Below are 20,870 nucleotides of genomic sequence, written 5' to 3'. Positions count from 1 at the left end.
TGGGGCGCGCCCCGGCGTCAGGCTAGACTTTCGGCAATCCGTAGCCGCAGCAAGGAGACAGCGTGGCACAGCAGCTTCACGTCGAGCTCGTCGCCGTCGAGGAGAAGGTCTGGTCGGGTGAGGCCGAGATGGTCGTCGCCCGGACGACCGAGGGCGAGCTCGGTGTCCTGCCGGGCCACGCGCCGCTGCTCGGCCAGCTCGCCGAGCCCGGCCAGGTGCGCATCAAGCTCGCTGGTGGCGAGCAGGTCTCCTACGAGGTCGCTGGCGGCTTCCTCTCGGTGAGCGCCGACGGTGTCACCGTGTTGGCCGAGAGCGCAACCCCGGTTTCCGCGCAGAGCCGCTGAGTCAGACCGGGGATGGAGATCGTCGAGGGATTCGGGATCGGCGTAGTCGTCATCCTCGTCGCGCTTCTGATCCTCTTCGTCCGGCGAGCTCTGGTCACCCGTAGCGGTGGCATCATCCGGCTCAGCGTCCGAGTCACCACCGTACTGGACGGTCGCGGCTGGTCGCCCGGTTTCGGCCGCTTCGTCGGCGACGAGCTGCGGTGGTACCGGATGTTCAGCTTCGCGATCCGGCCCAAGCGGGTGCTGTCGCGCAAAGGGCTGGCGGTCGAGCGCCGACGGTTGCCCGAAGGTCAGGAACGGCTCTCCATGCCGGCCGACTGGGTGATCCTCCGCTGTACCAGTCACCATGCACCGGTGGAGATCGCCATGGCGCGATCGACAGTCACCGGCTTTCTCTCCTGGCTCGAGGCCGCCCCTCCGGGGGCGGTCTCGCCGCGTATGGCCTCCCAGGACTGGCCGGCTGCCTGACGGCGGCCTGCACAACGTGCGGCCAGCTTGATCGACACCGTATTGCCGATGTGGCGGTGTCGGAGCCAGCAAGTTGCCGCCACATCGCCGAACTGGTGTCGATCATCATCTGCGTAGAGCGCCCGGCGAGAAGCCTGTGTTTTTCAGGCGTGGCCGTGGCGGGACGGGGAACCCACCCCTGCCCGAGATGAGAACCCATCCCGCCAGGGGCGGGAGCCCGCCTCGACGTGGTGCCCAGCGCCGACGTTCAGCGCTTGCCGCCCGGCACCCATAGCACGTCTCCAGCCGGATTTGCCGTTCTTGACAGGATAAAGAGCAGATCGGAGAGCCGGTTGAGATACTTTGCCGGGAGCGTGCTGGTTCGTTCCGGATCGTGGCTGACCAGCGCCCAGGCCGCCCGTTCGGCTCGCCGGGCGATGGTCCGTGCCACGTGCAGCAGTGCCGCGCCGGCGGTGCCGCCCGGGAGGATGAAGGAGTCGAGCGTGCTCAGGCGTGCGTTGTACTCGTCGCACCAGCCCTCCAGGCGCTCGACGTACTCCTCGGTCACCCGCAGCGGTGGGTACTTCGGCTCCGGCTCGACGGGGGTGGACAGGTCGGCGCCGACGTCGAACAGGTCGTTCTGCACCGACGCCAGAACGCCCCGCAGTTCCTCGTCGAGCTGGCCCAGGGCGATCGCGACGCCGATCGCCGCGTTGCACTCGTCGACATCCGCGTACGCGGCGATGCGCGGATCGGTCTTCGGCACCTGCTCGTTGTTGCTCAGCCTGGTCATGCCGGCGTCGCCGGCCTTGGTGTAGATGCGCGTGAGGTGGACGGCCATGACGCACAGCCTACGGATTCCCGACCTGACGATCCCGGCGCGGCCGGACAGCACTCCCAGTTGGCCGGTGGTGGTAGGCCCCGGCGACGCGGGCGACCCGGCGGTCAACGACGTCGACGTCATCCGGGTGCACGGTGACGCCCGGCTGGCCGGCACCGTGCACGTGGTGGGTGCCAAGAACTCGGCGTTGAAGCTGATGGCCGCCGCGCTGCTCGCGCCCGGCCGCAGTGTGATCACGAACGTCCCGCGGATCACCGATATCGCGATCATGGGGGAGGTGCTGCGTCGGTTGGGCTGTGACGTCCAGTTCGACGCGGACGATCCGGTCGATCCGATGGTCGCGCAGGGCGGGATCGCCCGGTCCCGTTCGGTGACCATCGACGTGCCCGAGCAGCCGGGCGCCGACGCCGACTACGACCTGGTCCGCCGGTTGCGTGCGTCGATCTGCGTGCTCGGCCCACTGCTGGCCCGTCGGGGGTACGTGCGGGTGGCGCACCCCGGCGGGGACGCCATCGGCTCCCGTGGGCTGGACATGCACATCTCCGGTCTGACCCGGATGGGCGCGGAGATCTCCGGTGAACACGGCTTCGTCATCGCGTCAGCCCCGCACGGGTTGCGCGGTGCGGACATCGTGTTGGACTTCCCCAGCGTCGGCGCGACCGAGAACCTGGTGATGGCGGCCGTGCTGGCCCAGGGCACCACGATGATCGACAACGCGGCCCGGGAGCCGGAGATCGTCGACATCTGCACGATGCTCAACCAGATGGGCGCGCGGATCGCCGGTGCGGGCACGTCCACGTTGCGGATCACCGGGGTTTCCGGGCTGCGTCCGGTCCGACACGCCACGGTGGGGGATCGGATCGTGGCGGGCACGTGGGCGTTCGGGGCGGCGATGACCCGGGGGGACGTGACGGTGACCGGGCTGGACCCGGCGTACCTGGAGGTCGCGCTGGACAAGGTGGTCGCGGCCGGCGGCCTGGTGGAGACCCGGGGGGACGGCTTCCGGGTACGGATGGACGACCGGCCCCGGGCGGTGGACGTGGTGACGCTGCCGTACCCCGGCTTCGCCACCGACCTGCTGCCGATGGCGATCGGTCTGGCGGCGGTCAGCGACGGCGCCTCCCTGATCACCGAGAACATCTTCGACGGCCGGTTCATGTTCGCCAACGAGATGATGCGGCTCGGTGCGGACATCAAGACCGACGGACACCACGCGGTGGTCCGTGGGCGGGACCGTCTCTCCGGCGCACCGGTACGGGCCACCGACATCCGTGCCGGTGCCGGGCTGATCATCGCCGGGCTCTGCGCGGAGGGGGTCACCGAGGTCTCCCACGTCCACCACGTCGACCGGGGCTATCCGGACTTCGTGGCCGACCTGCGCGCGCTCGGGGTGGCGGTCGAGCGGGGCACCACGCCGGAGGAGCCGTCGCTGGAGATCTGAGACAGCCGCCCACGACGCCACTTAGCCATCGTTCAGGCTCGCGGACTAGGGTGCAGTCAGGCACTCAATCGCAGCGAGGGAGAAGTAGATGGCGGGTCGACTCGCGGTCGTCGGGGCTGGGCTGATGGGCTCCGGCATCGCCCAGGTGGCGGCGCAGGCGGGCTGGCAGGTGACGCTGCGCGACCTGGACGACGCGGCCACCGACCGAGGGCTCGGCGGCATCCGGAAGTCGCTGGAGAAGTTCGCCGAGAAGGGCCGGATCGAGGCGTCCGAGGTCGAGGCGACGCTGGCCCGGATCACCCCGACCACCGACCTGGAAGCGGCGGCCGACGCGGACATCGTGGTCGAGGCGGTCTTCGAGCGGCTGGAGATCAAGCACGAGGTGTTCCGCGCCCTGGACAAGATCTGCAAGTCGGACGCCGTGCTCGCCACGAACACGTCGGCCATTCCGGTCACCCAGATCGCCGCGGTGACCGAGCGTCCCGAGGCGGTCGTCGGCACCCACTTCTTCTCCCCGGTGCCGATGATGCAGCTCTGCGAGCTGGTCCGCGGTTACAAGACCAGCGACGCCACGCTGGACACCGCGCGGGCCTTCGCCGAGGAGATCGGCAAGACGGTCGTGGTGGTCAACCGGGACATCGCCGGTTTCGTCACCACCCGGTTGATCTCCGCCCTGGTGGTGGAGGCCGTCAAGCTGGTGGAGTCCGGCGTGGTGTCGGCGGAGGATCTGGACACGGCCTGCCGCCTGGGCTTCGGGCACGCGATGGGCCCGCTCGCCACCACCGACCTGACCGGCGTGGACGTGCTGCTGCACGCCTCGAAGAACATCTACACCGACACGGCCGACGAGAAGTTCTTCCCGCCGGAGCTGCTCCAGCGGATGGTCACGGCCGGCGACCTGGGCCGCAAGACCGGCAAGGGTTTCTACACGTACTGAGTGTGGCGACCGGGGCGGACGTCCGCCCCGGTCGGCCGCTCAGCCGTCGCGCTTGGTGGTCCAGCGGAAGGTGGTCAGGCAGAGCACCACGCCGATCACGCACCACAGGACCAGCACCAGCGCGACCCGTCCCAGCTCGAACGAGCCGCCCGGCTCCTGCGCGCCGAAGCTCTCCGGCAGGAAGACCGCGCGCAGCCCCTGGCACATCCACTTGAGCGGGAACAGCGCCGCGACCTGCTGCATCCAGGTGGGCAGGTCGGTGAAGACGAAGAACACCCCGGAGATGAACTGGAGCACCAGGGCGACCGGGGTGACCACGGCGGAGCCGCTGCGCGCGGTGCGGGCCAGCGACGAGATGGCGATGCCGCACAGGGTGCACGCGGTCACGCCGAGCACGGAGACCCAGCCGAAGGTGAACCACTTGCCGGCGGTGCCCGGCAGGTCGAGGTCGAACAGCGCCACCGCGACGGCCAGCAGCAGCACGGTCTCGGCGATGCCGATCGCCACCACCATGATCACCTTGCCGGCGAACCAGACCCACTTCGGCATCGGCGTGCCCCGGTAGCGCTTGAGCACCCCACGGTCCCGCTCGACGGGGATCCAGATGCCGAGGTTCTGGAAGCTCACCGTCATCAGGCCGGTCGCGATCATGCCGGTGATGAAGTACTGGGTGAACTTCACCCCACCGCCGATCGTCCCGTCGAAGATCGACGCGAAGATCAGGATCATGATGATGGGGAAGCCCATCGTGAAGACCACGGACTCCCGGCTGCGCAGGAACTGGGTGATCTCCAGCCGGCCCTGGCGCAGTGCGAGCGCGCCGGCGCTCGGCCGTCGGCCGGGGGTCGCGGCGACCGGCGTCGCCGGCTTCGTCGTGGTCGTCATCGTCCGTGTCCGATCATGGTGAGGTAGACGTCCTCCAGGGTCGGCCGGGTCACCGTGAGCCCGGGGACCTCGCCGCCGTGACGCGCGGCCAGGTCGGCCACGAAGACCGTCGGCGTCGCGGTCTGCGCGCTCTCCAGCGCCCCTTCCGGGGTACGCCAGGAAACCGTGGCGAGGGCGTCCTGCCGATTGCCCAGCTGGTTGGGAGCGGCGACCTCCACCAGCCGACCGCCGGCGATCACGCCGACCCGGTCGGCGAGGGCTTCGGCCTCGTCCAGGTAGTGGGTGGTGAGCACGATGGTGGTGCCGGCCGCGGCGAGGTCGCGGATCAGCTCCCAGAATTCGCGGCGGGCCTCCGGGTCGAAACCCGTGGTCGGCTCGTCGAGGAAGAGCAGCTCGGGGCGACCGATGATGCCCAGCGCCACGTCCAGGCGGCGCTTCTGCCCGCCGGAGAGGGTGTGTGTGCGGGCCCTCGCCTTGCCGGCCAGCCCGACCCGCTCGATCACCTTGTCCGGGTCGTCGGCGCCGGGGTAGAAGCCCGAGAAGTGCCGGACCACCTCGGCCACCGTCAGCTCGTCGAACTCGCCGGTGCCCTGGAGCACGATGCCGACGCGGGACCGCCAACTGGCGTCGGGGTTCGCCGGGTCCGCGCCGAGCACGGAGACCTCGCCGGCATCCCGGTGCCGGTAACCCTCAAGGATCTCCACCGTGGTGGTCTTGCCGGCGCCGTTCGGGCCGAGCAACGCGAACACCTCGCCACGGTGCACGTCGAGGTCCACGCCCGCCACCGCCACGTTGTCGCCGTACGCCTTACGCAGCCCTCGGACGGAGATGGCCAGCTCGTCATCCATGCCGTCCAGTGTGCGTCCTGGCAGCAACGGGCGGGTGCCCGGGGTGTGGCGATGCGCGCCACTGCGGGTGCTTAGCGCCCGGTCGTCCTCGACATGGACCTGTGTGGTTTTCCACAGCCCTTTTTACTGGGCGGTAACTTAAACTCCGGCCATGGATGAGACGGCATTTCCGGGGCGGCTGCCCGAGCGGGACCGCCCGTGGGTGATGCGCACCTACGCCGGCCACTCGTCGGCGGCCGCGACCAACGCGCTCTTCCGCCGAAACCTGGCGAAGGGGCAGACCGGCCTCTCGGTCGCCTTCGACCTGCCCACCCAGACCGGGTACGACCCGGACCACGAGCTGGCCTCAGGTGAGGTCGGCCGGGTCGGCGTGCCGGTGGCCCACCTCGACGACATGCGGGCGCTGTTCGACGGCATCCCGCTCGCCGAGATGAACACCTCGATGACCATCAACGCCCCGGCGATGTGGTTGCTCGCCCTCTACGCCGGTGTGGCGTCGGAGCAGGACGCCGAGTTGACCCGCTGCGCGGGCACCACACAGAACGACATCATCAAGGAGTACCTGTCCCGCGGGACGTACATCTTCCCGCCGGCCGCGTCGCTGCGGCTCACCGCCGACGTGGTGGCGTACACGCTGCGGGAGATGCCGCGCTGGAACCCGGTCAACATCTGCTCGTACCACCTCCAGGAGGCCGGTGCCACGCCCGTGCAGGAGGTCGGCTTCGCGCTGGCCACCGCGGTCGCCGTGCTCGACGCGGTCCGCGACTCCGGTCAGGTGCCCGCCGAACGGACGGGCGACGTCGTGCAGCGGGTGTCGTTCTTCGTCAACGCCGGGGTGCGTTTCGTCGAGGAGATCGCCAAGATGCGCGCGTTCGGCGTGCTCTGGGACGAGATCACCCGGGAGCGGTACGGGGTCACGGAGGCCCGGCAACGGCGGTTCCGCTACGGGGTGCAGGTGAACTCGCTCGGCCTCACCGAGGCGCAGCCGGAGAACAACATCCAACGCATCGTGCTGGAGATGCTCGGCGTCACGATGTCCCGCGACGCGCGGGCCCGCGCCGTGCAACTGCCCGCCTGGAACGAGGCGCTCGGCCTGCCCCGCCCGTGGGACCAGCAGTGGTCGCTGCGGATGCAGCAGGTCCTGGCGTACGAGTCGGACCTACTCGAATATCCCGACCTCTTCGCCGGCTCACACGTGATGACCGCGTTGGTCGACGAGATCGTCACCGGGGCGCGGGTCGAGTTGGACAAGATCCTCGAACTGGGCGGCGTGATCGCCGCCGTGGAGACCGGGTACCTCAAGAGCGCCCTGGTCGCCTCGCTGGCCGAGCGCCGCCGCCGGATCGAGTCCGGCGCCGACGTGGTGGTCGGGGTCAACAGGTACGCCGAGACCGAACCGTCCCCGCTCACCACCGCCGGAGCGGACGCCGTCGAGCAGGTCGACCCGGCCGTCGAGGCGGCCGCCGTCGACCGCGTACGCCGATGGCGTGCCGATCGGGACGGTGCGGCCGTGGACGCGGCTCTCGCCCGGCTCCGCGCGGACGCCGCGAGCACCGCCAACCTGATGCCGGCGACCCTGGACTGTGTGCGGGCCGGGGTGACCACCGGCGAGTGGGCCGGCGCGCTGCGTCAGGTCTTCGGCGAGTACCGCGCACCGACCGGCCTCGCCGGCGCCACCGGCAGCGGTGGCGACCCGGGGCTCGCGGCCGTCCGGGAACGGGTCACCGCCACCGCCCGCGAGCTGGGCAGCGGCCGGCTGCGGCTGCTGGTCGGCAAACCCGGCCTGGACGGGCACTCCAACGGCGCGGAGCAGATCGCGGTACGCGCCCGCGACGCCGGTTTCGAGGTCGTCTACCAAGGCATCCGGTTGACCGCCGCGCAGATCGTCGCCGCCGCCGTCGAGGAGGACGTCGACCTGGTCGGGCTGTCCGTGCTGTCCGGGTCGCACCTGGCCGCCGTGCCCGCGGTGCTCGACGGGCTGCGCGCCGCCGGCCGGGCGGACCTGCCGGTGGTGGTGGGCGGCATCATCCCGGCCGGCGACGCGGACACCCTCCGGGCCGCCGGGGTGGCCCGGGTGTTCACCCCGAAGGACTTCGCCCTCACCGACATCATCGACGACCTGGTGACGGTCATCCGTAGCGCCAACGACCTGCCCTGACGGGACGCGCCCCGGACGTCAGACGCGGAACCCGGCGGCGCGGGCCGCGTCACGTTCCCGTCGGCGTTCGCTTCACCGACGGAAGAACCAGTAGACGAAGAACGCCAGGCCGACCAGGAAGACGAGCACCAGCACCGGCAGGAGGACCGCCACCAGGGAGACCACCACGCTCGTCGCGTCCTCGGCGGTGCTCGCGACCGGGGCGCCGAAGCCGGCGGTGGTCGCGTTGACGATGGGCCGCGCCGCGGACTTGAGCAGGTGCACGCCCAGCGCCAGCAGTACGCCGGTGACGACCGGCACCCACTGGTGGGTCGAGAAGAAGCTTCCCGGGTCGCTGACCGTCACCGTCTCGGACGAGGAGCCGGCACCGAAGGCCAGGCCGCCGGCTGTCGGTCGGACCACCGTCTGCACCACGTCGTTGATGTGGTCGACGACGGGCACCTTGTCCGCCACCATCTCCACGGCCAGCAGCACGGCCATGATGAGGATGACCCAGCCGTTGCCGAGCCAGGTCCAGCCGCTGGGCAGGTCGATCAGGTCGGTGTAGCGGCCGAGGAGACCGAGGATGAGCAGGGGTATGTAGGCGTTCAGTCCTGCCGAGGCGGCGAGACCGGTGCCGGTGAGAACTTCGAACACGGTCTCAGCATCGCATCGACGCGCCAGTGCCGCTCGCTGGCGACCGGCGGGTGCTCGGCTACCCTCGTCGGGTGCGGTTGGTCATTGCGAAGTGCTCGGTGGACTACGTCGGACGGCTCTCGGCTCACCTGCCGCCGGCCACTCGGTTGCTGATGGTGAAGGCGGACGGGTCGGTGTCGATCCATGCCGACGACCGGGCGTACAAGCCGTTGAACTGGATGAGCCCGCCGTGCCGGTTGGAGGAGGCCCCCGGTGTGTGGCGGGTCGTCAACAAGGCCGGCGAGGAGTTGCGGATCACCCTCGAGGAGATCTTCCAGGACACCTCGTACGAGCTGGGTGTGGACCCGGGCCTGCGCAAGGACGGGGTGGAGGCGCACCTGCAGGAGTTGTTGGCCGCCAACCCCGAGACGCTGGGGGAGGGGTTCACGCTGGTCCGCCGCGAGTACATGACGGCGATCGGCCCGGTCGACCTGCTGTGCCGGGACGCCAACTCCGGTGCCGTCGCCGTCGAGGTCAAGCGGCGCGGTGACATCGACGGCGTGGAGCAGTTGACCCGCTATCTCGAGTTGATGAACCGTGACCCGCTGCTCAGCCCGGTTACCGGGGTCTTCGCCGCTCAGGAGATCAAGCCGCAGGCCCGGGTGCTCGCCACCGACCGGGGCATCCGGTGCGTGGTCGTGAACTACGACAAGCTGCGGGGCATCGAGAAGGACGAGCTGACGCTGTTCTGATCGGCCGCTCAGCTCCCGGAACGCACCGCGATCAACGACTTGGGCAGGCCGAAGACCCGCTCGACGAGCATCGTCGAGTCGGGGAAGTAGTGGCGCATCTGCGAGCGGTCCAGCAACTCGGTCCAGAGCACCTGGTGGATGGCGGCGTCGTGGCTGCGGGTCGGCTTGTGCCCCAGCGGCCAGCGTCGGGCGAGCGCGGTGCGCAGTCGTACCGGTAGGAACTGCATTCCCGGCGCGATCCAGTGTGGCTCGATGGGGAAGTAGCGGTAGGGCGTCTGCACCCAGTGCCGGTCGGCCAGCGAGCGGACGGAGGCGGCGAAACGCAACCGCCGTTCGTGCCCGCCCACATGCTCCAGCACCGAGTTCGAGAAGACCATGTCGTAGCTGCCCCTGGCGATGTGCTCCGGCAGGTCGCAGGCGTCGGCCTGTTCGACGTGGGCCCATTCCGGAACGACGGACGGGGGCTGTTCCAGGTTGACGACCGTCACGCGTGCCGGCCGGACGGTGGCGCGGTGCCAGGTGCCGAGCCGGCCGCCGAGATCGACCACGTGCATGTCCCCGAGGTCGGGGAAGGTGCGGGCCAGCCAGTCGGAGCGGTGCCGACGCCGACGGGCGCTCCACGACTGGTCACTGTCGACAAGGCGGTAGCGCAATCGATTGGGGCCCATTTAACGCAATGTACCGCTGTTGCCACTGGCCATAAACATGTGGATACACCGATCTTTGCTGAAGATCGGTTATCCGACACTCACCTGCCGTACATCACCTTGATCGCCTTCACGAGTCGGGCCATGTCGGTCGGCGTCCGTTCGAAGGTCATCGACGGCAGCAGCGACCGGGCGCGACGTCGGGTGATCGCCTTGGCCCGACCGAACTCGCGCAGCCCGTCCTCGCCGTGGATCCGCCCGAAGCCGGAGTCGCCCACCCCGCCGAACGGCAGTGTGGACATGCCCGCGAAGGTCAGGGTGGAGTTGACCGAGGCCATTCCGGAGCGCAGCCGCCGCGCGATGGCCACCGCGCGCCGTCGGCCGAAGACCGAACCGCCCAGGCCGTACGGCAGGGCGTTGGCGCGTGCGACGGCCTCGTCGGCGTCGCGGACCCGGTTGATGGTCAACGTGGGGCCGAAGGTCTCCTCCTGGACGGCGGCGGAATCCTCCGGGACGTCCACGAGCACCGTCGGGTGGACGTACGGCGGCTGCACCGCGGTCGAGCCGCCGAGTGCGGCACGCCCGCCGGAGGCGATCGCGGACTCGATGTGCCGGCGGATCACGTCGATCTGTTTCGGCATGGTGATCGGGCCGATGTCGGCGCCCTCTCCTCCGACGGTCAGTCGGCCGGCACGGGTCACCACCTTGTCGACGAAGGTGTCGAAGACGGAGTCGACCGCGTACACCCGCTCGATGCCGATGCAGGTCTGCCCCGCGTTGGTCATGCCGCCCCAGACGCACGCCTCGGCGGCGGCGTCCAGGTCGGCGTCGCTGTCGACGATCATGGCGTCCTTGCCGCCGCCCTCGATCAACACCGGGGTCAGCGTCTCGGCGCAGGCGGCCATGACCTTCCGGGCGGTCGCTGTGGACCCGGTGAAGGCCAGCTTGTCGACCCCGGAGCGGCACAGTGCGGCACCGACGTCGCCCAGGCCGTGCACGGCGGTGAACACCTGCTGCTCGGGCACCACCTCGGCGAAGCTGTCCACCAGCCACTGGCCGACGGCGGGCGTGTACTCGCTCGGCTTGAGCACCACGGCGTTGCCGGCCGCGAGGGCGTACGCGGCGGAGCCGATCGGCGTGAAGACGGGATAGTTCCACGGCCCGATCACGCCGACCACACCGTGCGGCTGGTATTCGAGGTGCCCGGAGAACTCGGCGAGGATGAGCCGGGAGCGCACCCGGCGCGGGCCGAGCACGCGGGCGGCGTTGCGAGCGGCCCAGTCGATGTGCTCGATCGCGGTGACGATCTCGACGATCGCATCGGCGACCGGCTTTCCGCCCTCGACGTGCACCACCTCGGCCAACTGCTCGATCCGCTTGGCGAGCAGGGCGCGCCACCGCAGCAGCCGGTCGCGGCGACCGGTGAAGCCGAGCCCGGCCCACCACTCGCCGGCGACGCGGGCGTGTTCGACGGCCTGGCGCACGTCGGCGTCGGTGGCGACGGGGAAGCGACCGGCCTCGACGCCGGTGGCCGGACTGGTCGACACCAGGTGGCCCGCCTCGATGATCGGGATGCCCGGGACATGCACAGCCGTCATGGCGGAAGTCTAGACCCGAAAATTACTCACTGGTAGCTCACGATTCGAGGAGTCCCGACGGGAGTCGCGCGGCCCCGGCCGATCGTTGATCAGTGCAGGTCAGGGCGGTGGTGTCGAAAACCTCTCGCCCGAATCGTCGAACGGTAGGTGGCCGGGAGGTGACGAGAGGCTGACCGGCCGGTCGGTATTGACGATTACCGTCTGATGGCAGGCTGACGCGCGGAGTAACGGTGTGGGGTGGAGGGCTGACTGTCCATGGAGGAACATCCGGAACTGATGCCGCTGTTGACGGTCGCGGGTGGGCCGATGCGCGGGGCGAGCTTCCGAGTGCGCACCGAACCGCAGGTGATCGGCCGCGCGCCGACCGGTCACGTGGTCATCAACGACCCGCACCTGAGTCGTCGCCACGCCGAGGTGTGCCTGACCCCGGAGGGTCTGTCCCTGCGGGATCTGGGTTCGACCAACGGCACCTGGCTCAACGACCGTCGGATCAGCCAGGTGGAGTTGCTCTCCGACGGCGACGTGATCCGGCTCGGCCGTACCGAACTGCGCCTGTTCGATCCCGGGGTGGCGCTCACCGATCCGGTGGGTCTCAGCTTCGGCCCGTCCCGGCGCGACGTCCGACCGACACTGCCGCTGCCGTTGGCGACGCCGCCGGGCACGCGACGGTAAGCGCCGCCCACACTCGGGGCGGTCCCCGGATGGTTCCCGGACCCCTGGATTGTCGGGGTCGAGCGTGGCAGCATGCCGCGGATGGAGACCGAGCAGCGGACCGTGACGGCGAACGGCATCACCCAGGCGGTACGCGTGGCCGGCCCGACCGACGGCACGCCGGTGCTGCTGATCCACGGCAACTGCTCGTCCGCGCTGTTCTGGGAGCCGCTGGTCCGCCGCCTGCCACCGACGCTGCGGGTGGTCGCCCCCGACCTGCGCGGGTACGGCGACTCCGAGACGGCCCCGGTGGACGCCACCCGTGGGCTCGGTGACTTCGCCGACGACGTGGCCGCCCTTCTGGACGACCCGACGCTCTTCGGCGCCGACGCCCGCCCGGTGGTGGTCGGGCACTCCCTCGGTGGCGGAGTGGCGATGCGTCTGCTGGTCGACCATCCGCACCGGGTGAGCGCACTGCTGCTCGCGGCGCCGGTCTCCCCGTACGGTTTCGGCGGCACCCGTGACCTGATCGGCACGCCGACCACCCCGGACTTCGCCGGCACCGGCGCCGGCACCGCCAACTCGGACTTCGTCGCCCGGCTCGCGGCCGGTGACCGGGGCGTGGACGCGCCGGCCAGCCCCCGTGCGGTCCTGCGAGCCACCTATGTGGCCGATCCCGCCTCGCTCGGCACCGACGAGGACCTGCTGCTGGACACCGTGCTCTCCACCGCCACCGGGGACGACAACTACCCGGGAACGGCGGTGCCCTCGGACAACTGGCCCGGCACCGCGCCGGGGGAGCGTGGCGTGCTCAACGCGCTCGCACCGACCTGGTTCCGGGTCGCCGACGACCTGGTGGCCGTCGCCGAGAAGCCCCCGATCGCCTGGGTACGCGGAGACGCCGACGTCATCGTCTCGGACACCTCACTGTTCGACCTGGCGTACCTGGGTTCGCTGGGTGTGGTGCCCGGCTGGCCGGGCGAGGAGGTGTGTCCACCGCAGCCGATGGTGGGGCAGACCCGCGCGGTGCTGGAGCGGTACGCGGCGGAAGGCGGGGCGTACCACGAGGTGGTGCTGCCCGGCTGTGGTCACAGCCCGCACCTGGAACGTCCGGCGGAGTTCGTCGCGGAGCTGCTCGCCCTGACCACGGTGCCCGCCGCCTAGCGGCCACGGTGCCCGCCGCCTGAACAGGCGCGGCGTCGTGGGTGAAATATGCCACGGCGTCTCGACAACACACCGTCACGTGGCAGACTCGCGCGCATAACCTTAGCGGCCGTTCAGTGGCCGTGCGGAGTCTGGGGAGGCCGGTCGTGGCACGCGATTTCAGCACCGTGGGCGTGGTGGGGCTGGGCACCATGGGTGCCGGCATCGTCGAGGTCTTCGCCCGCAACGGCATCGACGTCGTGGCCGTCGAAATCTCCGAGCCGGCGCTGGAGCGCGGCCGGGCCACCCTCGCCGGCTCCACCGATCGCGCGGTGGCCAAGGGCAAGCTCGCCGCGGCGGACCGCGACGCCCTGCACGAGCGGGTGCACTTCGCCGTCGGGCTGGATGCCCTGCACTCCGTCGACCTGGTCATCGAGGCGGTGCCCGAGCACCTGGACCTCAAGCAGCGGATCTTCGCGGAGCTGGACCGGGTCTGCCGGCCGGAGACCATCCTCGCCACCAACACCTCCTCGCTGAGCGTCACCGAGATCTCCGTGGCCACCAGTCGGCCCAACCAGGTGATCGGCATCCACTTCTTCAACCCGGCGCCGGTGATGAAGCTGGTCGAGGTGGTCCGCACCGTCGTCACCTCGCCCGAGGTGGTCGCCGACGTCGAGGCGCTCTGCGCCCGGCTCGGCAAGGTCGACGTCACCATCAACGACCGGGCCGGCTTCATCGCGAACGCGCTGCTCTTCGGCTACCTCAACCACGCGGTCGGGATGTTCGAGTCGCACTACGCGACGCGGGAGGACATCGACGCCGCCATGAAGCTCGGCTGTGGCCTGCCGATGGGCCCGCTGGCGCTGATGGACCTGATCGGTCTGGACACCGCGTACGAAATCCTGGACACCATGTACCGGCGCGGCGGTCGGGACCGCCGACACGCCCCGGTGCCACTGCTCAAGCAGATGGTGACGGCGGGGCTGCTCGGCCGGAAGTCCGGTCGGGGCTTCTACACCTACGAGCGGCCCGGATCGCCGAAGGTCGTACCCGATGAGACGACGCCGCTGGCCACGGACACCGCGCTCGCCGACGGCTCGCGCGCCATCACCAAGGTCGGCATTGTGGGTTCCGGGACGATGGCCACCGGGATCATCGAGGTCTTCGCGAAGGCCGGCTACGAGGTCGTTTCCGTGACCCGTGGCGTGGAGAAGTCCGCGGCGGTCTGCGAGGCCGTGAAGACCTCGTTGAACAAGGGCGTGGTGCGGGGCAAGCTCGCCGAGGACGACCGGGACGCGGCGCTCGGCCGGATCACCTGGTCGGCCACGCTGGACCACCTCGCCGACGTCGACCTCGTGGTCGAGGCGGTGATCGAGGAGCTGAGCGTCAAGAAGGCCCTCTTCGCGAGCCTCGACGAGATCTGCAAACCGGGCGTCGTGCTGGCGACCACCACCTCCTCGCTGCCGGTGATCGACGTGGCGATGGCCACCCAGCGGCCGGCCGACGTGGTGGGGCTGCACTTCTTCAACCCGGCGCCGGTCATGCCGCTGGTCGAGGTGGTCCGCACCATCCGTACCTCACCGGAGACCACCGCCACCGCCCGCGCGGTCTGCGCCGCGCTCGGCAAGACCGGCGTGGTCTGCGGCGACCGGTCCGGGTTCATCGTCAACGCGCTGCTCTTCCCGTACCTCAACGACGCGGTGAAGATGTTGGAAGCCAGCTACTCGACGGCCGACGACATCGACCACGCGATGAAGCTGGGCTGCGGCTACCCGATGGGGCCGTTCGAGCTGCTCGACGTGGTCGGGTTGGACGTCTCACTGGCCATCCAGCGCGAGCTGTACCTGGAGTTGCGCGAACCCGGCTTCGCGCCCGCGCCGCTGCTGGAACACCTGGTCACCGCCGGCTACCTGGGCCGCAAGACCCGCCGAGGCTTCCGCGACCACTCGCACCGCTGACCGGTCAACGCCGGAGGGTGCCGACGGCGTCTGCAAGGTGTGACCTTCGAGGAGTACGTCAGCAGCCGGGGTCCGGCGCTGGTCCGGCTCGCCCGGTTGCTGACCGGTGACGCACACCGGGCCGAGGACCTCACCCAGGAGGTGCTGTCCCAGGCGTACGTGCAGTGGCGTCGGATCGCCCGCGCCGACCGACCCGACGTGTACGTGCGCCGCATGCTGGTCAACGCCAACATCTCCTGGTGGCGTCGTCGGTCGAGCCGTGAGCTGGTCGTCGACACCTTCGCGGACCGGCCGCACCGCGGCGACCTCGGCCGCGAGGCGGCGGACCGGGACGAGATGTGGCGGCTGATCCTCGGCCTGCCCGACCGTCAGCGCGCGGTGCTGGTGCTGCGCTACTACGAGGACCTCGACGACACGACGATCGCCCAGATCCTGGACTGCTCGCCGGTCACCGTCCGCACCCACGCGATGCGGGCGCTCGCCAACCTGCGGGAGCGCTGCGGTGCCCCGACCACGAACGGGAGCCGACCATGACAGACCTCGACGAGCGGATCGTCCTGACGCTGCGGGAACACGCCGAGGGGCCGGTGGACGGCGACCGGCTGCTGGTCTGCGCGGTGCGCCGAGGGCGTACCCGGGTCCGTCGGCGGCGCGTCACCGCTGGCGCCACCCTGAGCGTGGTCGCGCTGCTCGGCGCCGGCGTGGCCGTCGGGCCGATGGGTCGTCTGCCCGGCCTCGGCCACACTGTCACCCCCGGCCTGGCCGAGCCCACTGTCGCCTTCCTGCCGCCGTCGGTCGACGGCGCTCCCGGCGCGGCGGCCCGCCCCGACCGGATCGGCAGGGACCCCGCCCTGCTGCACATCGGCCTCGCCCCGGGCGGCCCCCGGTTCCTGGAGTGGAACGTCGGCGGCGGCAAGGAGACCGCGAAGATCGACGTGGGCGGCCGGACGGTCACCGTCGAGCTGACCTCGGCCGACGTGCTGCGATCCGTCGGTGCCTGGAACATGCCGCCGTTGGACGGCCCCACCGCCAACCTCTACGACGGCACAGTGGTCCGCGCCGTCGGGCCCGACGATGTGCCGATCTGGCGCCGCTACTGGCAGCCGGCCCCCGGGGTGTACGCCGGCGCCAGCGTGCCCGGCACGGACGAGGGTCCGCTGCACGAGGCCGCCGCCGCGTTACGGCTCGATCGGGCGTACCGGTGCGCCGGGCCACTGCGGTTGACCGACCTGCCGGCCGGTGCCGAGGTGGCCACCTGTTCGAGTGTCGTGGGCACCTACCCGGCGTCGTACGCCGTGGTCCTGAGCGTGCGGGACGACCGGGACAGAGGGGTGTCGGTCGAGCTCCAGTACGCCAGAACCACACTGGTGGAGAAGGCACCGGCGAACCGGACCATCGGCGGCAGACCCGCCTACTACGACCCCTCCTACAACCCCAGCGGCTCACGGCTGGAACTCCTGGACATTCCGCAGGCCCAACTGTTCGCGGCGTTCAACCACGAGCGGAGCTTCAGTGAGGCGGAGGCGACGACTGTGCTCCTCGGTGCGCAGGTCGCCGAACACCTGGACCGGCCCGCGACCTGGTGACCGCCCCGGGCCGTTGCGCGGAACGGACCGTACGCTTGGTGACTGTGAGCCCCCGTCGCAATCGCCCTCGCCGGGACGAGAACGCCAACCTGGACGCCGATCGGGTCCGGCAGGGCGTCGCCTCGGTGCAGCAGTGGACCGACGGCGCCTGGCAGGTACGCGGGATCGGCGCCGGCGCGTCAGTCAAGACGTACCGTTGCCCCGGCTGTGACCAGGAGATCCGACCCGGGGTGGCGCACCTGGTGGCCTGGCCGGCGGACGGCCTGGGTGACCTGACCGACCGGCGGCACTGGCACAGCGGCTGCTGGCGCGCCCGGGACCGACGCGGCCCGGCGGTGCAGCGCGGCCGGGGCACCCCGCGCTACTGACCGATCCACCGAGCGACCTGGATCACCCTGTTCGTGCCTGGGTGGGCGGCGGCGGCGGTTTCGCGACAGACTTGGGCGGTGAGCACAGCGATCCGCGCCTCGTCGATCCTGCCCGGCCGCCGGGAGAACATCGAGCTGCACACCGCCGACGGTCTGCGACTGGTCGGCGAGTTGGCGCTGCCGGCCGACCGCCCGCCGGTGGCCACCCTGGTCTGCCTGCACCCGCTGCCCACCCACGGCGGGATGATGGACAGCCACGTCTTCCGCAAGGCGGCCTGGCGGTTGCCCGCGCTGGCCGACCTGGCGGTGCTGCGGTTCAACACCCGGGGCACCAGCAGCCTGCGCGGCACCAGCGAGGGCGAGTTCGACGGTGCCGTGGGCGAGCGGTACGACGTGGCCGCCGCCATCGAGTACGCCGAGTTCGCCGAGCTGCCCAACATCTGGCTCGTGGGCTGGTCGTTCGGCACCGACCTGGCCCTGAAGTACGGCTGTGACCCGGCGATCGCCGGTGCGATCCTGCTCTCCCCGCCGTTGCGCTTCTCGGCCCCGGAGGACCTGGCCACCTGGGCCGCCTCGGGTCGGCCGTTGACCGCGCTCGTGCCGGAGTTCGACGACTACCTGCGGCCGACCGAGGCGCGGGAGCGGTTCGGTGCGGCGCCGCAGGCCGAGGTGGTCGGGGTGCCCGGTGCCAAGCACCTCTGGGTGGGTGACGCGGAGACGGTGCTCGACGAGATCGTCCGGCGGGTCAACCCCGCCGTCGAGGTCCCACTGCCGACGACCTGGGACGGCCCGATGGAAGCCGGCGACGTCAGCGCGTACGCCGACCGGACGGTGGCCTCGTTCGCGGACACCCCCGTCCCGCAGCCGGGCGACTGACCGGTCACCCTCTCTCCTGGCGGGGCAGCACCACCTCGCGCAGGATCAGTTGCAGCGCGGCCACCGTGGGGATGGCGATCAGCGCGCCCACCACACCCAGCAGCGCCACTCCGAGCAGCGCGGCGAGCAGGGCCGCCACCTCGTTGACCTCGACCGAGCGCCGCATCACCTTCGGGTAGATCAGGTAGTTCTCCACCTGCTGGTAGACGAGGAAGAACACCGCGCAGGCGATACCGGTGGGCAGGTCGGCGGCGAAGCCGACCAGGCTCACGATCACCGCGCCCAGGGTCGCGCCGATCTGCGGGATCAGGTCGGTCACCGCGACCACCACCGCCAACGCGAACGGGTACGGCAGCCCGACGATCAGCGCGAACACGAAGGTGGTCGCCCCGGCCAACACCGCGATGCTCAACGCGCCGACCATGTAGGCGCCCACCTTGGCGAGGATCTCGTCGCCGATCAGCTGCACCCGCTCCCGTCGCGAGCGTGGCACCAGCGAGTAGCCCAGGGCACGCAGCTTGTTGAAGTAGGCCAGGAAGTAGATCGTCAGCACCAGCACGGTAAGCGTCCGGAACACCGTGCCGAAGATCAGTTGAGCCCCGCCGAGCACCCCGCCCAACGCCCGGCCGACAGTCTCCGCGTTGGCAGCGCCCTGGACGCGCTCCACCACGTCGTACCGCTCCACCAGGTCGTTCACCGTCGGATTGCGGCGCAGCTCGTCGAGCAGGCTCGGGATCTGGTCGATGAACTGCCCCGACTGGGTGACGATCGGCGGGACCAGCGCGACAACTCCGCCGCAGAGCAGCAGCACCACAGTCAACGCCACGAGCGCCACCGCCAGGCCGTGCGGCACACCCCAGCGGCGTAGTCGGACCACCGCCGGGTTGAGGCCGACCGCGAGGAAGAGCGCGATCACCACCAGCACCAGGATGCCGCCGGCATTGCGAATCCCCAGATAGAGGGTGTACGCCAGCAGCACGCCCAGCGCACCCGTGAAGCCGATCAGGAAGCTGCTGCGGCGCAACGGCCGCCCCGGGGTGCCGAACTTCCCGGACGGGACAGCCGGTGGCTCGTCCGGGTCGATCCCCGGTGCGGGGACCGGCACCGGAGGCGGCACCTCGGCCGGCGTGGTCGGGGGAGGATCGGCCGGCGTGGTCGACGGGGGATCGGTCGGCGTGTCCGGGGGGTCGGCCGGCGCGTCAGGCGGCCCAGCCGTGACGCCCGGGTCGCCGGACGGCCGGGTGCCTGGTGGTGCGGCACCGGGCTTCGGGGCGCCCAGCGGCGCCGGCCCGGTCGGCGGTGCGCCTTGGGGCGTGTGCGCGGTCGGCGGTGCGCCTTGCGGTGTGTGCGCGGTCGGCGGTGCGCCTTGCGGTGTGTGCGCGGTCGGCGGTGCGGCCTCCGGTGCGTGACCGGTCGGCCGGCTACCGGCCGTCTCGTCCGGGTCATCGGCCGGCGGGTTGGGCTGCGGCACCAGGACCTCCCGGGGTCAGGCGATGGGTAGACGGGCTCGGGTTACCGACGCCCGTCACGCGGTCGGCGCGCAGACCAGCCCCGGGCCGCTCGGGTCCTCGCTGTCCGACGCGCCAGCAGCCTAGCCACCCCATGGTCGCCACCGACCACGAGACCGTCAACGCGGTGCTTCATGTGCCCACCCAACCACCGTCGGCCGCCCGGCACCGTCCACACTCTGACGACGCGCAGATCTTGGACAGTTTCCGTTACGTGTGGACGGAAACTGTCCAAGATCTGGTGGAGCGGCAGCCCTCCGGTGTGAAGGCTGTTCGGATGCTGCCTGCCGACGACGCCGACGCACTCGACTGGCTCGCCTTCGAACAGGCGGGCGTCCTCACGACCGCACAGGTCTCCAGCCTGCTCAGCGAGGGGGCGGTACGCGGCCGCATCCGCTCTGGTCGGTGGCGGTCGATCTGCCGTGGCATCGTGTCGACCGGCAACGGTCGAGGGCCGCGACCAGCAACTCTGGGTCGCGGTGCTGGCAGCCGGACCAGGGGCGATGTTGGCCGGGGCAACCGCCGCCACCGAAGCCGGGGTACGAGGGCTGCGTCGGGAGCCGCTACACGTGCTGGTTCCGGCCGCCCGCCGCGCGGCGCGGACCTCCCTGCGCCGCCTCCCGATCGACATGCCCGCAGTGCTCGTGCATCGCACCTCGGTGCTGCCGGACTCGCACCGTCAACTCGCCCGTCCGCCGCGCACCACCACGGCCAGGGCGCTGGTGGACGCGGCGGGGTGGGCGGTCAGCGTGGACGAGGCGCAGGGGGTGCTGGCAGCCGGTTGTCAGCAGCGCCGGGTTCTCCCCGAGGAGTTGCAGGCGGTGCTCGACGTTCTGCCCCGAGCGCCCCACCGACACCTGATTCAACAGACGGTCCGTGACATCGCCGGCGGTGCGGAGGCGCTCTCCGAGATCGACTTCCTGCGTCTCTGTCGGCGGCATAACCTGCCCCTACCCGACCTACAGGAGCGGCGGCTCGACGCGGCGGGCCGCAACCGCTGGCTGGACGCGTACTGGCGACAGTGGCGTGTGCAGGTCGAGATCGACGGCGCGCACCACATGGACACCCGGCAGTGGGCGGCGGACATGCGTCGGCAGAACGACGTGTGGACCAGCGGCGACCGGATTCTGCGCTTTCCGGCCTGGCTGGTCCGTGCCCGCCCCGACGAGGTCGCCGACACCGTACGGCGCGCGCTCGTCGCAGCCGGCTGGATCCCCACCCCGCAGCTGCGCAAGCCGACCCACATATGAATCTTGGACAGTTTCCG

At 70.9% G+C, this 20,870-nt stretch carries 21 protein-coding genes; 14 read left to right on the top strand and 7 right to left on the bottom strand.

The window, feature by feature from the left end; translation table 11 throughout:
- Positions 1 to 62 precede the first annotated feature (62 nt).
- Positions 63 to 344 carry a F0F1 ATP synthase subunit epsilon gene (locus O7631_RS32620; protein WP_088987887.1) on the top strand — a complete coding sequence of 94 codons (282 nt, stop codon included), beginning with the start codon at positions 63 to 65 and terminating at the stop codon, positions 342 to 344.
- Positions 345 to 356: 12 nt separating this feature from the next.
- Positions 357 to 812, top strand: a complete 456-nt coding sequence (locus tag O7631_RS32615; protein WP_088987888.1) for a DUF2550 domain-containing protein — start codon at positions 357 to 359, stop codon at positions 810 to 812.
- Positions 813 to 1,059: 247 nt separating this feature from the next.
- On the opposite strand, the gene O7631_RS32610 is transcribed toward O7631_RS32615, so the two are convergent.
- On the bottom strand, positions 1,060 to 1,632 hold the full coding sequence (locus O7631_RS32610; RefSeq protein ID WP_278147736.1) for a cob(I)yrinic acid a,c-diamide adenosyltransferase: 573 nt from the start codon (positions 1,630 to 1,632) through the stop codon (positions 1,060 to 1,062).
- Between O7631_RS32610 and murA the strand changes: the two genes are divergently transcribed.
- Entirely contained in the window at positions 1,631 to 3,073 is a 1,443-nt protein-coding gene (murA, locus tag O7631_RS32605; RefSeq protein ID WP_278147735.1) for a UDP-N-acetylglucosamine 1-carboxyvinyltransferase, read from the top strand. The genes O7631_RS32610 and murA overlap by 2 nt on opposite strands.
- An 88-nt stretch (positions 3,074 to 3,161) precedes the next feature.
- Positions 3,162 to 4,010: a 3-hydroxyacyl-CoA dehydrogenase family protein gene (locus tag O7631_RS32600; protein WP_278147734.1), complete on the top strand. Its 849-nt coding sequence runs from the start codon at positions 3,162 to 3,164 to the stop codon at positions 4,008 to 4,010.
- A gap of 39 nt (positions 4,011 to 4,049) precedes the next feature.
- On the opposite strand, the gene O7631_RS32595 is transcribed toward O7631_RS32600, so the two are convergent.
- Together O7631_RS32595 and O7631_RS32590 are read right to left on the bottom strand one after the other, a co-directional pair.
- The gene (locus tag O7631_RS32595) at positions 4,050 to 4,895 is read right to left on the bottom strand and encodes an ABC transporter permease (RefSeq protein WP_278147733.1); all 846 of its coding nucleotides are present in this window, start codon (positions 4,893 to 4,895) and stop codon (positions 4,050 to 4,052) included.
- Complete coding sequence (locus O7631_RS32590) at positions 4,892 to 5,743, bottom strand: ABC transporter ATP-binding protein (protein WP_278147732.1); 852 nt, start codon at positions 5,741 to 5,743, stop codon at positions 4,892 to 4,894. Before O7631_RS32590 ends, O7631_RS32595 begins: the two co-directional genes overlap by 4 nt.
- Positions 5,744 to 5,894: 151 nt before the next feature.
- On the opposite strand from O7631_RS32590, the gene O7631_RS32585 reads away from it, so the two are divergent.
- The gene (locus O7631_RS32585; RefSeq protein ID WP_278147731.1) at positions 5,895 to 7,901 is read left to right on the top strand and encodes a protein meaA; all 2,007 of its coding nucleotides are present in this window, start codon (positions 5,895 to 5,897) and stop codon (positions 7,899 to 7,901) included.
- Between the two features lie 72 nt (positions 7,902 to 7,973).
- Here O7631_RS32585 and O7631_RS32580 read toward each other — a convergent pair whose 3' ends face one another.
- On the bottom strand, positions 7,974 to 8,537 hold the full coding sequence (locus tag O7631_RS32580; RefSeq protein ID WP_278147730.1) for a DUF4126 domain-containing protein: 564 nt from the start codon (positions 8,535 to 8,537) through the stop codon (positions 7,974 to 7,976).
- 71 nt (positions 8,538 to 8,608) lie between these two features.
- Here O7631_RS32580 and nucS point away from each other — a divergent pair, with 71 nt between their 5' ends.
- Positions 8,609 to 9,268, top strand: a complete 660-nt coding sequence (gene nucS / locus O7631_RS32575) for an endonuclease NucS (protein ID WP_278147729.1) — start codon at positions 8,609 to 8,611, stop codon at positions 9,266 to 9,268.
- An 8-nt stretch (positions 9,269 to 9,276) separates the two neighbouring features.
- Here nucS and O7631_RS32570 read toward each other — a convergent pair whose 3' ends face one another.
- Entirely contained in the window at positions 9,277 to 9,936 is a 660-nt protein-coding gene (locus O7631_RS32570) for a class I SAM-dependent methyltransferase (protein ID WP_278147728.1), read from the bottom strand.
- A gap of 80 nt (positions 9,937 to 10,016) precedes the next feature.
- Positions 10,017 to 11,513 (bottom strand): aldehyde dehydrogenase family protein, encoded by a 1,497-nt coding sequence (locus O7631_RS32565; protein WP_278147727.1) that lies wholly within the window; start codon positions 11,511 to 11,513, stop codon positions 10,017 to 10,019.
- 255 nt (positions 11,514 to 11,768) lie between these two features.
- Here O7631_RS32565 and O7631_RS32560 point away from each other — a divergent pair, with 255 nt between their 5' ends.
- From O7631_RS32560 to O7631_RS32530, 7 genes are all read left to right on the top strand, one after another.
- Complete coding sequence (locus O7631_RS32560; protein ID WP_278147726.1) at positions 11,769 to 12,185, top strand: FHA domain-containing protein; 417 nt, start codon at positions 11,769 to 11,771, stop codon at positions 12,183 to 12,185.
- A gap of 81 nt (positions 12,186 to 12,266) precedes the next feature.
- Positions 12,267 to 13,328 (top strand): alpha/beta hydrolase, encoded by a 1,062-nt coding sequence (locus O7631_RS32555; protein WP_278147725.1) that lies wholly within the window; start codon positions 12,267 to 12,269, stop codon positions 13,326 to 13,328.
- 146 nt (positions 13,329 to 13,474) lie between these two features.
- On the top strand, positions 13,475 to 15,265 hold the full coding sequence (locus tag O7631_RS32550) for a 3-hydroxybutyryl-CoA dehydrogenase (protein WP_278147724.1): 1,791 nt from the start codon (positions 13,475 to 13,477) through the stop codon (positions 15,263 to 15,265).
- Between the two features lie 39 nt (positions 15,266 to 15,304).
- Positions 15,305 to 15,799 (top strand): SigE family RNA polymerase sigma factor, encoded by a 495-nt coding sequence (locus O7631_RS32545; RefSeq protein ID WP_278147723.1) that lies wholly within the window; start codon positions 15,305 to 15,307, stop codon positions 15,797 to 15,799.
- Positions 15,796 to 16,851: a hypothetical protein gene (locus O7631_RS32540; RefSeq protein ID WP_278147722.1), complete on the top strand. Its 1,056-nt coding sequence runs from the start codon at positions 15,796 to 15,798 to the stop codon at positions 16,849 to 16,851. Before O7631_RS32545 ends, O7631_RS32540 begins: the two co-directional genes overlap by 4 nt.
- A gap of 38 nt (positions 16,852 to 16,889) precedes the next feature.
- Positions 16,890 to 17,219 (top strand): hypothetical protein, encoded by a 330-nt coding sequence (locus O7631_RS32535; protein WP_036411703.1) that lies wholly within the window; start codon positions 16,890 to 16,892, stop codon positions 17,217 to 17,219.
- 78 nt (positions 17,220 to 17,297) lie between these two features.
- Positions 17,298 to 18,095: an alpha/beta hydrolase gene (locus tag O7631_RS32530; RefSeq protein ID WP_278147721.1), complete on the top strand. Its 798-nt coding sequence runs from the start codon at positions 17,298 to 17,300 to the stop codon at positions 18,093 to 18,095.
- A 4-nt stretch (positions 18,096 to 18,099) separates the two neighbouring features.
- On the opposite strand, the gene O7631_RS32525 is transcribed toward O7631_RS32530, so the two are convergent.
- Positions 18,100 to 19,200: an AI-2E family transporter gene (locus O7631_RS32525; protein ID WP_278148093.1), complete on the bottom strand. Its 1,101-nt coding sequence runs from the start codon at positions 19,198 to 19,200 to the stop codon at positions 18,100 to 18,102.
- 906 nt (positions 19,201 to 20,106) lie between these two features.
- On the opposite strand from O7631_RS32525, the gene O7631_RS32520 reads away from it, so the two are divergent.
- Entirely contained in the window at positions 20,107 to 20,853 is a 747-nt protein-coding gene (locus O7631_RS32520) for a DUF559 domain-containing protein (protein ID WP_278147720.1), read from the top strand.
- The last annotated feature ends 17 nt before the right edge of the window (positions 20,854 to 20,870 follow it).

This window comes from Micromonospora sp. WMMD967 (assembly GCF_029626165.1).
Taxonomy (GTDB): domain Bacteria; phylum Actinomycetota; class Actinomycetes; order Mycobacteriales; family Micromonosporaceae; genus Micromonospora; species Micromonospora taraxaci.
This window is presented reverse-complemented; position numbering and strand designations above follow the sequence as displayed.

Coding starts and splice junctions, on each gene's coding strand:
- O7631_RS32615 (WP_088987888.1), top strand. CDS start 357: ATGGAGATCGTCGAGGGATTCGGGATCGGCGTAGTCGTCATCCTCGTC.
- murA (WP_278147735.1), top strand. CDS start 1,631: ATGACGCACAGCCTACGGATTCCCGACCTGACGATCCCGGCGCGGCCG.
- O7631_RS32610 (WP_278147736.1), bottom strand. CDS start 1,632: ATGGCCGTCCACCTCACGCGCATCTACACCAAGGCCGGCGACGCCGGC.
- O7631_RS32600 (WP_278147734.1), top strand. CDS start 3,162: ATGGCGGGTCGACTCGCGGTCGTCGGGGCTGGGCTGATGGGCTCCGGC.
- O7631_RS32595 (WP_278147733.1), bottom strand. CDS start 4,895: ATGACGACCACGACGAAGCCGGCGACGCCGGTCGCCGCGACCCCCGGC.
- O7631_RS32590 (WP_278147732.1), bottom strand. CDS start 5,743: ATGGATGACGAGCTGGCCATCTCCGTCCGAGGGCTGCGTAAGGCGTAC.
- O7631_RS32585 (WP_278147731.1), top strand. CDS start 5,895: ATGGATGAGACGGCATTTCCGGGGCGGCTGCCCGAGCGGGACCGCCCG.
- O7631_RS32570 (WP_278147728.1), bottom strand. CDS start 9,936: ATGGGCCCCAATCGATTGCGCTACCGCCTTGTCGACAGTGACCAGTCG.
- O7631_RS32565 (WP_278147727.1), bottom strand. CDS start 11,513: ATGACGGCTGTGCATGTCCCGGGCATCCCGATCATCGAGGCGGGCCAC.
- O7631_RS32560 (WP_278147726.1), top strand. CDS start 11,769: ATGGAGGAACATCCGGAACTGATGCCGCTGTTGACGGTCGCGGGTGGG.
- O7631_RS32555 (WP_278147725.1), top strand. CDS start 12,267: ATGGAGACCGAGCAGCGGACCGTGACGGCGAACGGCATCACCCAGGCG.
- O7631_RS32540 (WP_278147722.1), top strand. CDS start 15,796: ATGACAGACCTCGACGAGCGGATCGTCCTGACGCTGCGGGAACACGCC.
- O7631_RS32520 (WP_278147720.1), top strand. CDS start 20,107: ATGTTGGCCGGGGCAACCGCCGCCACCGAAGCCGGGGTACGAGGGCTG.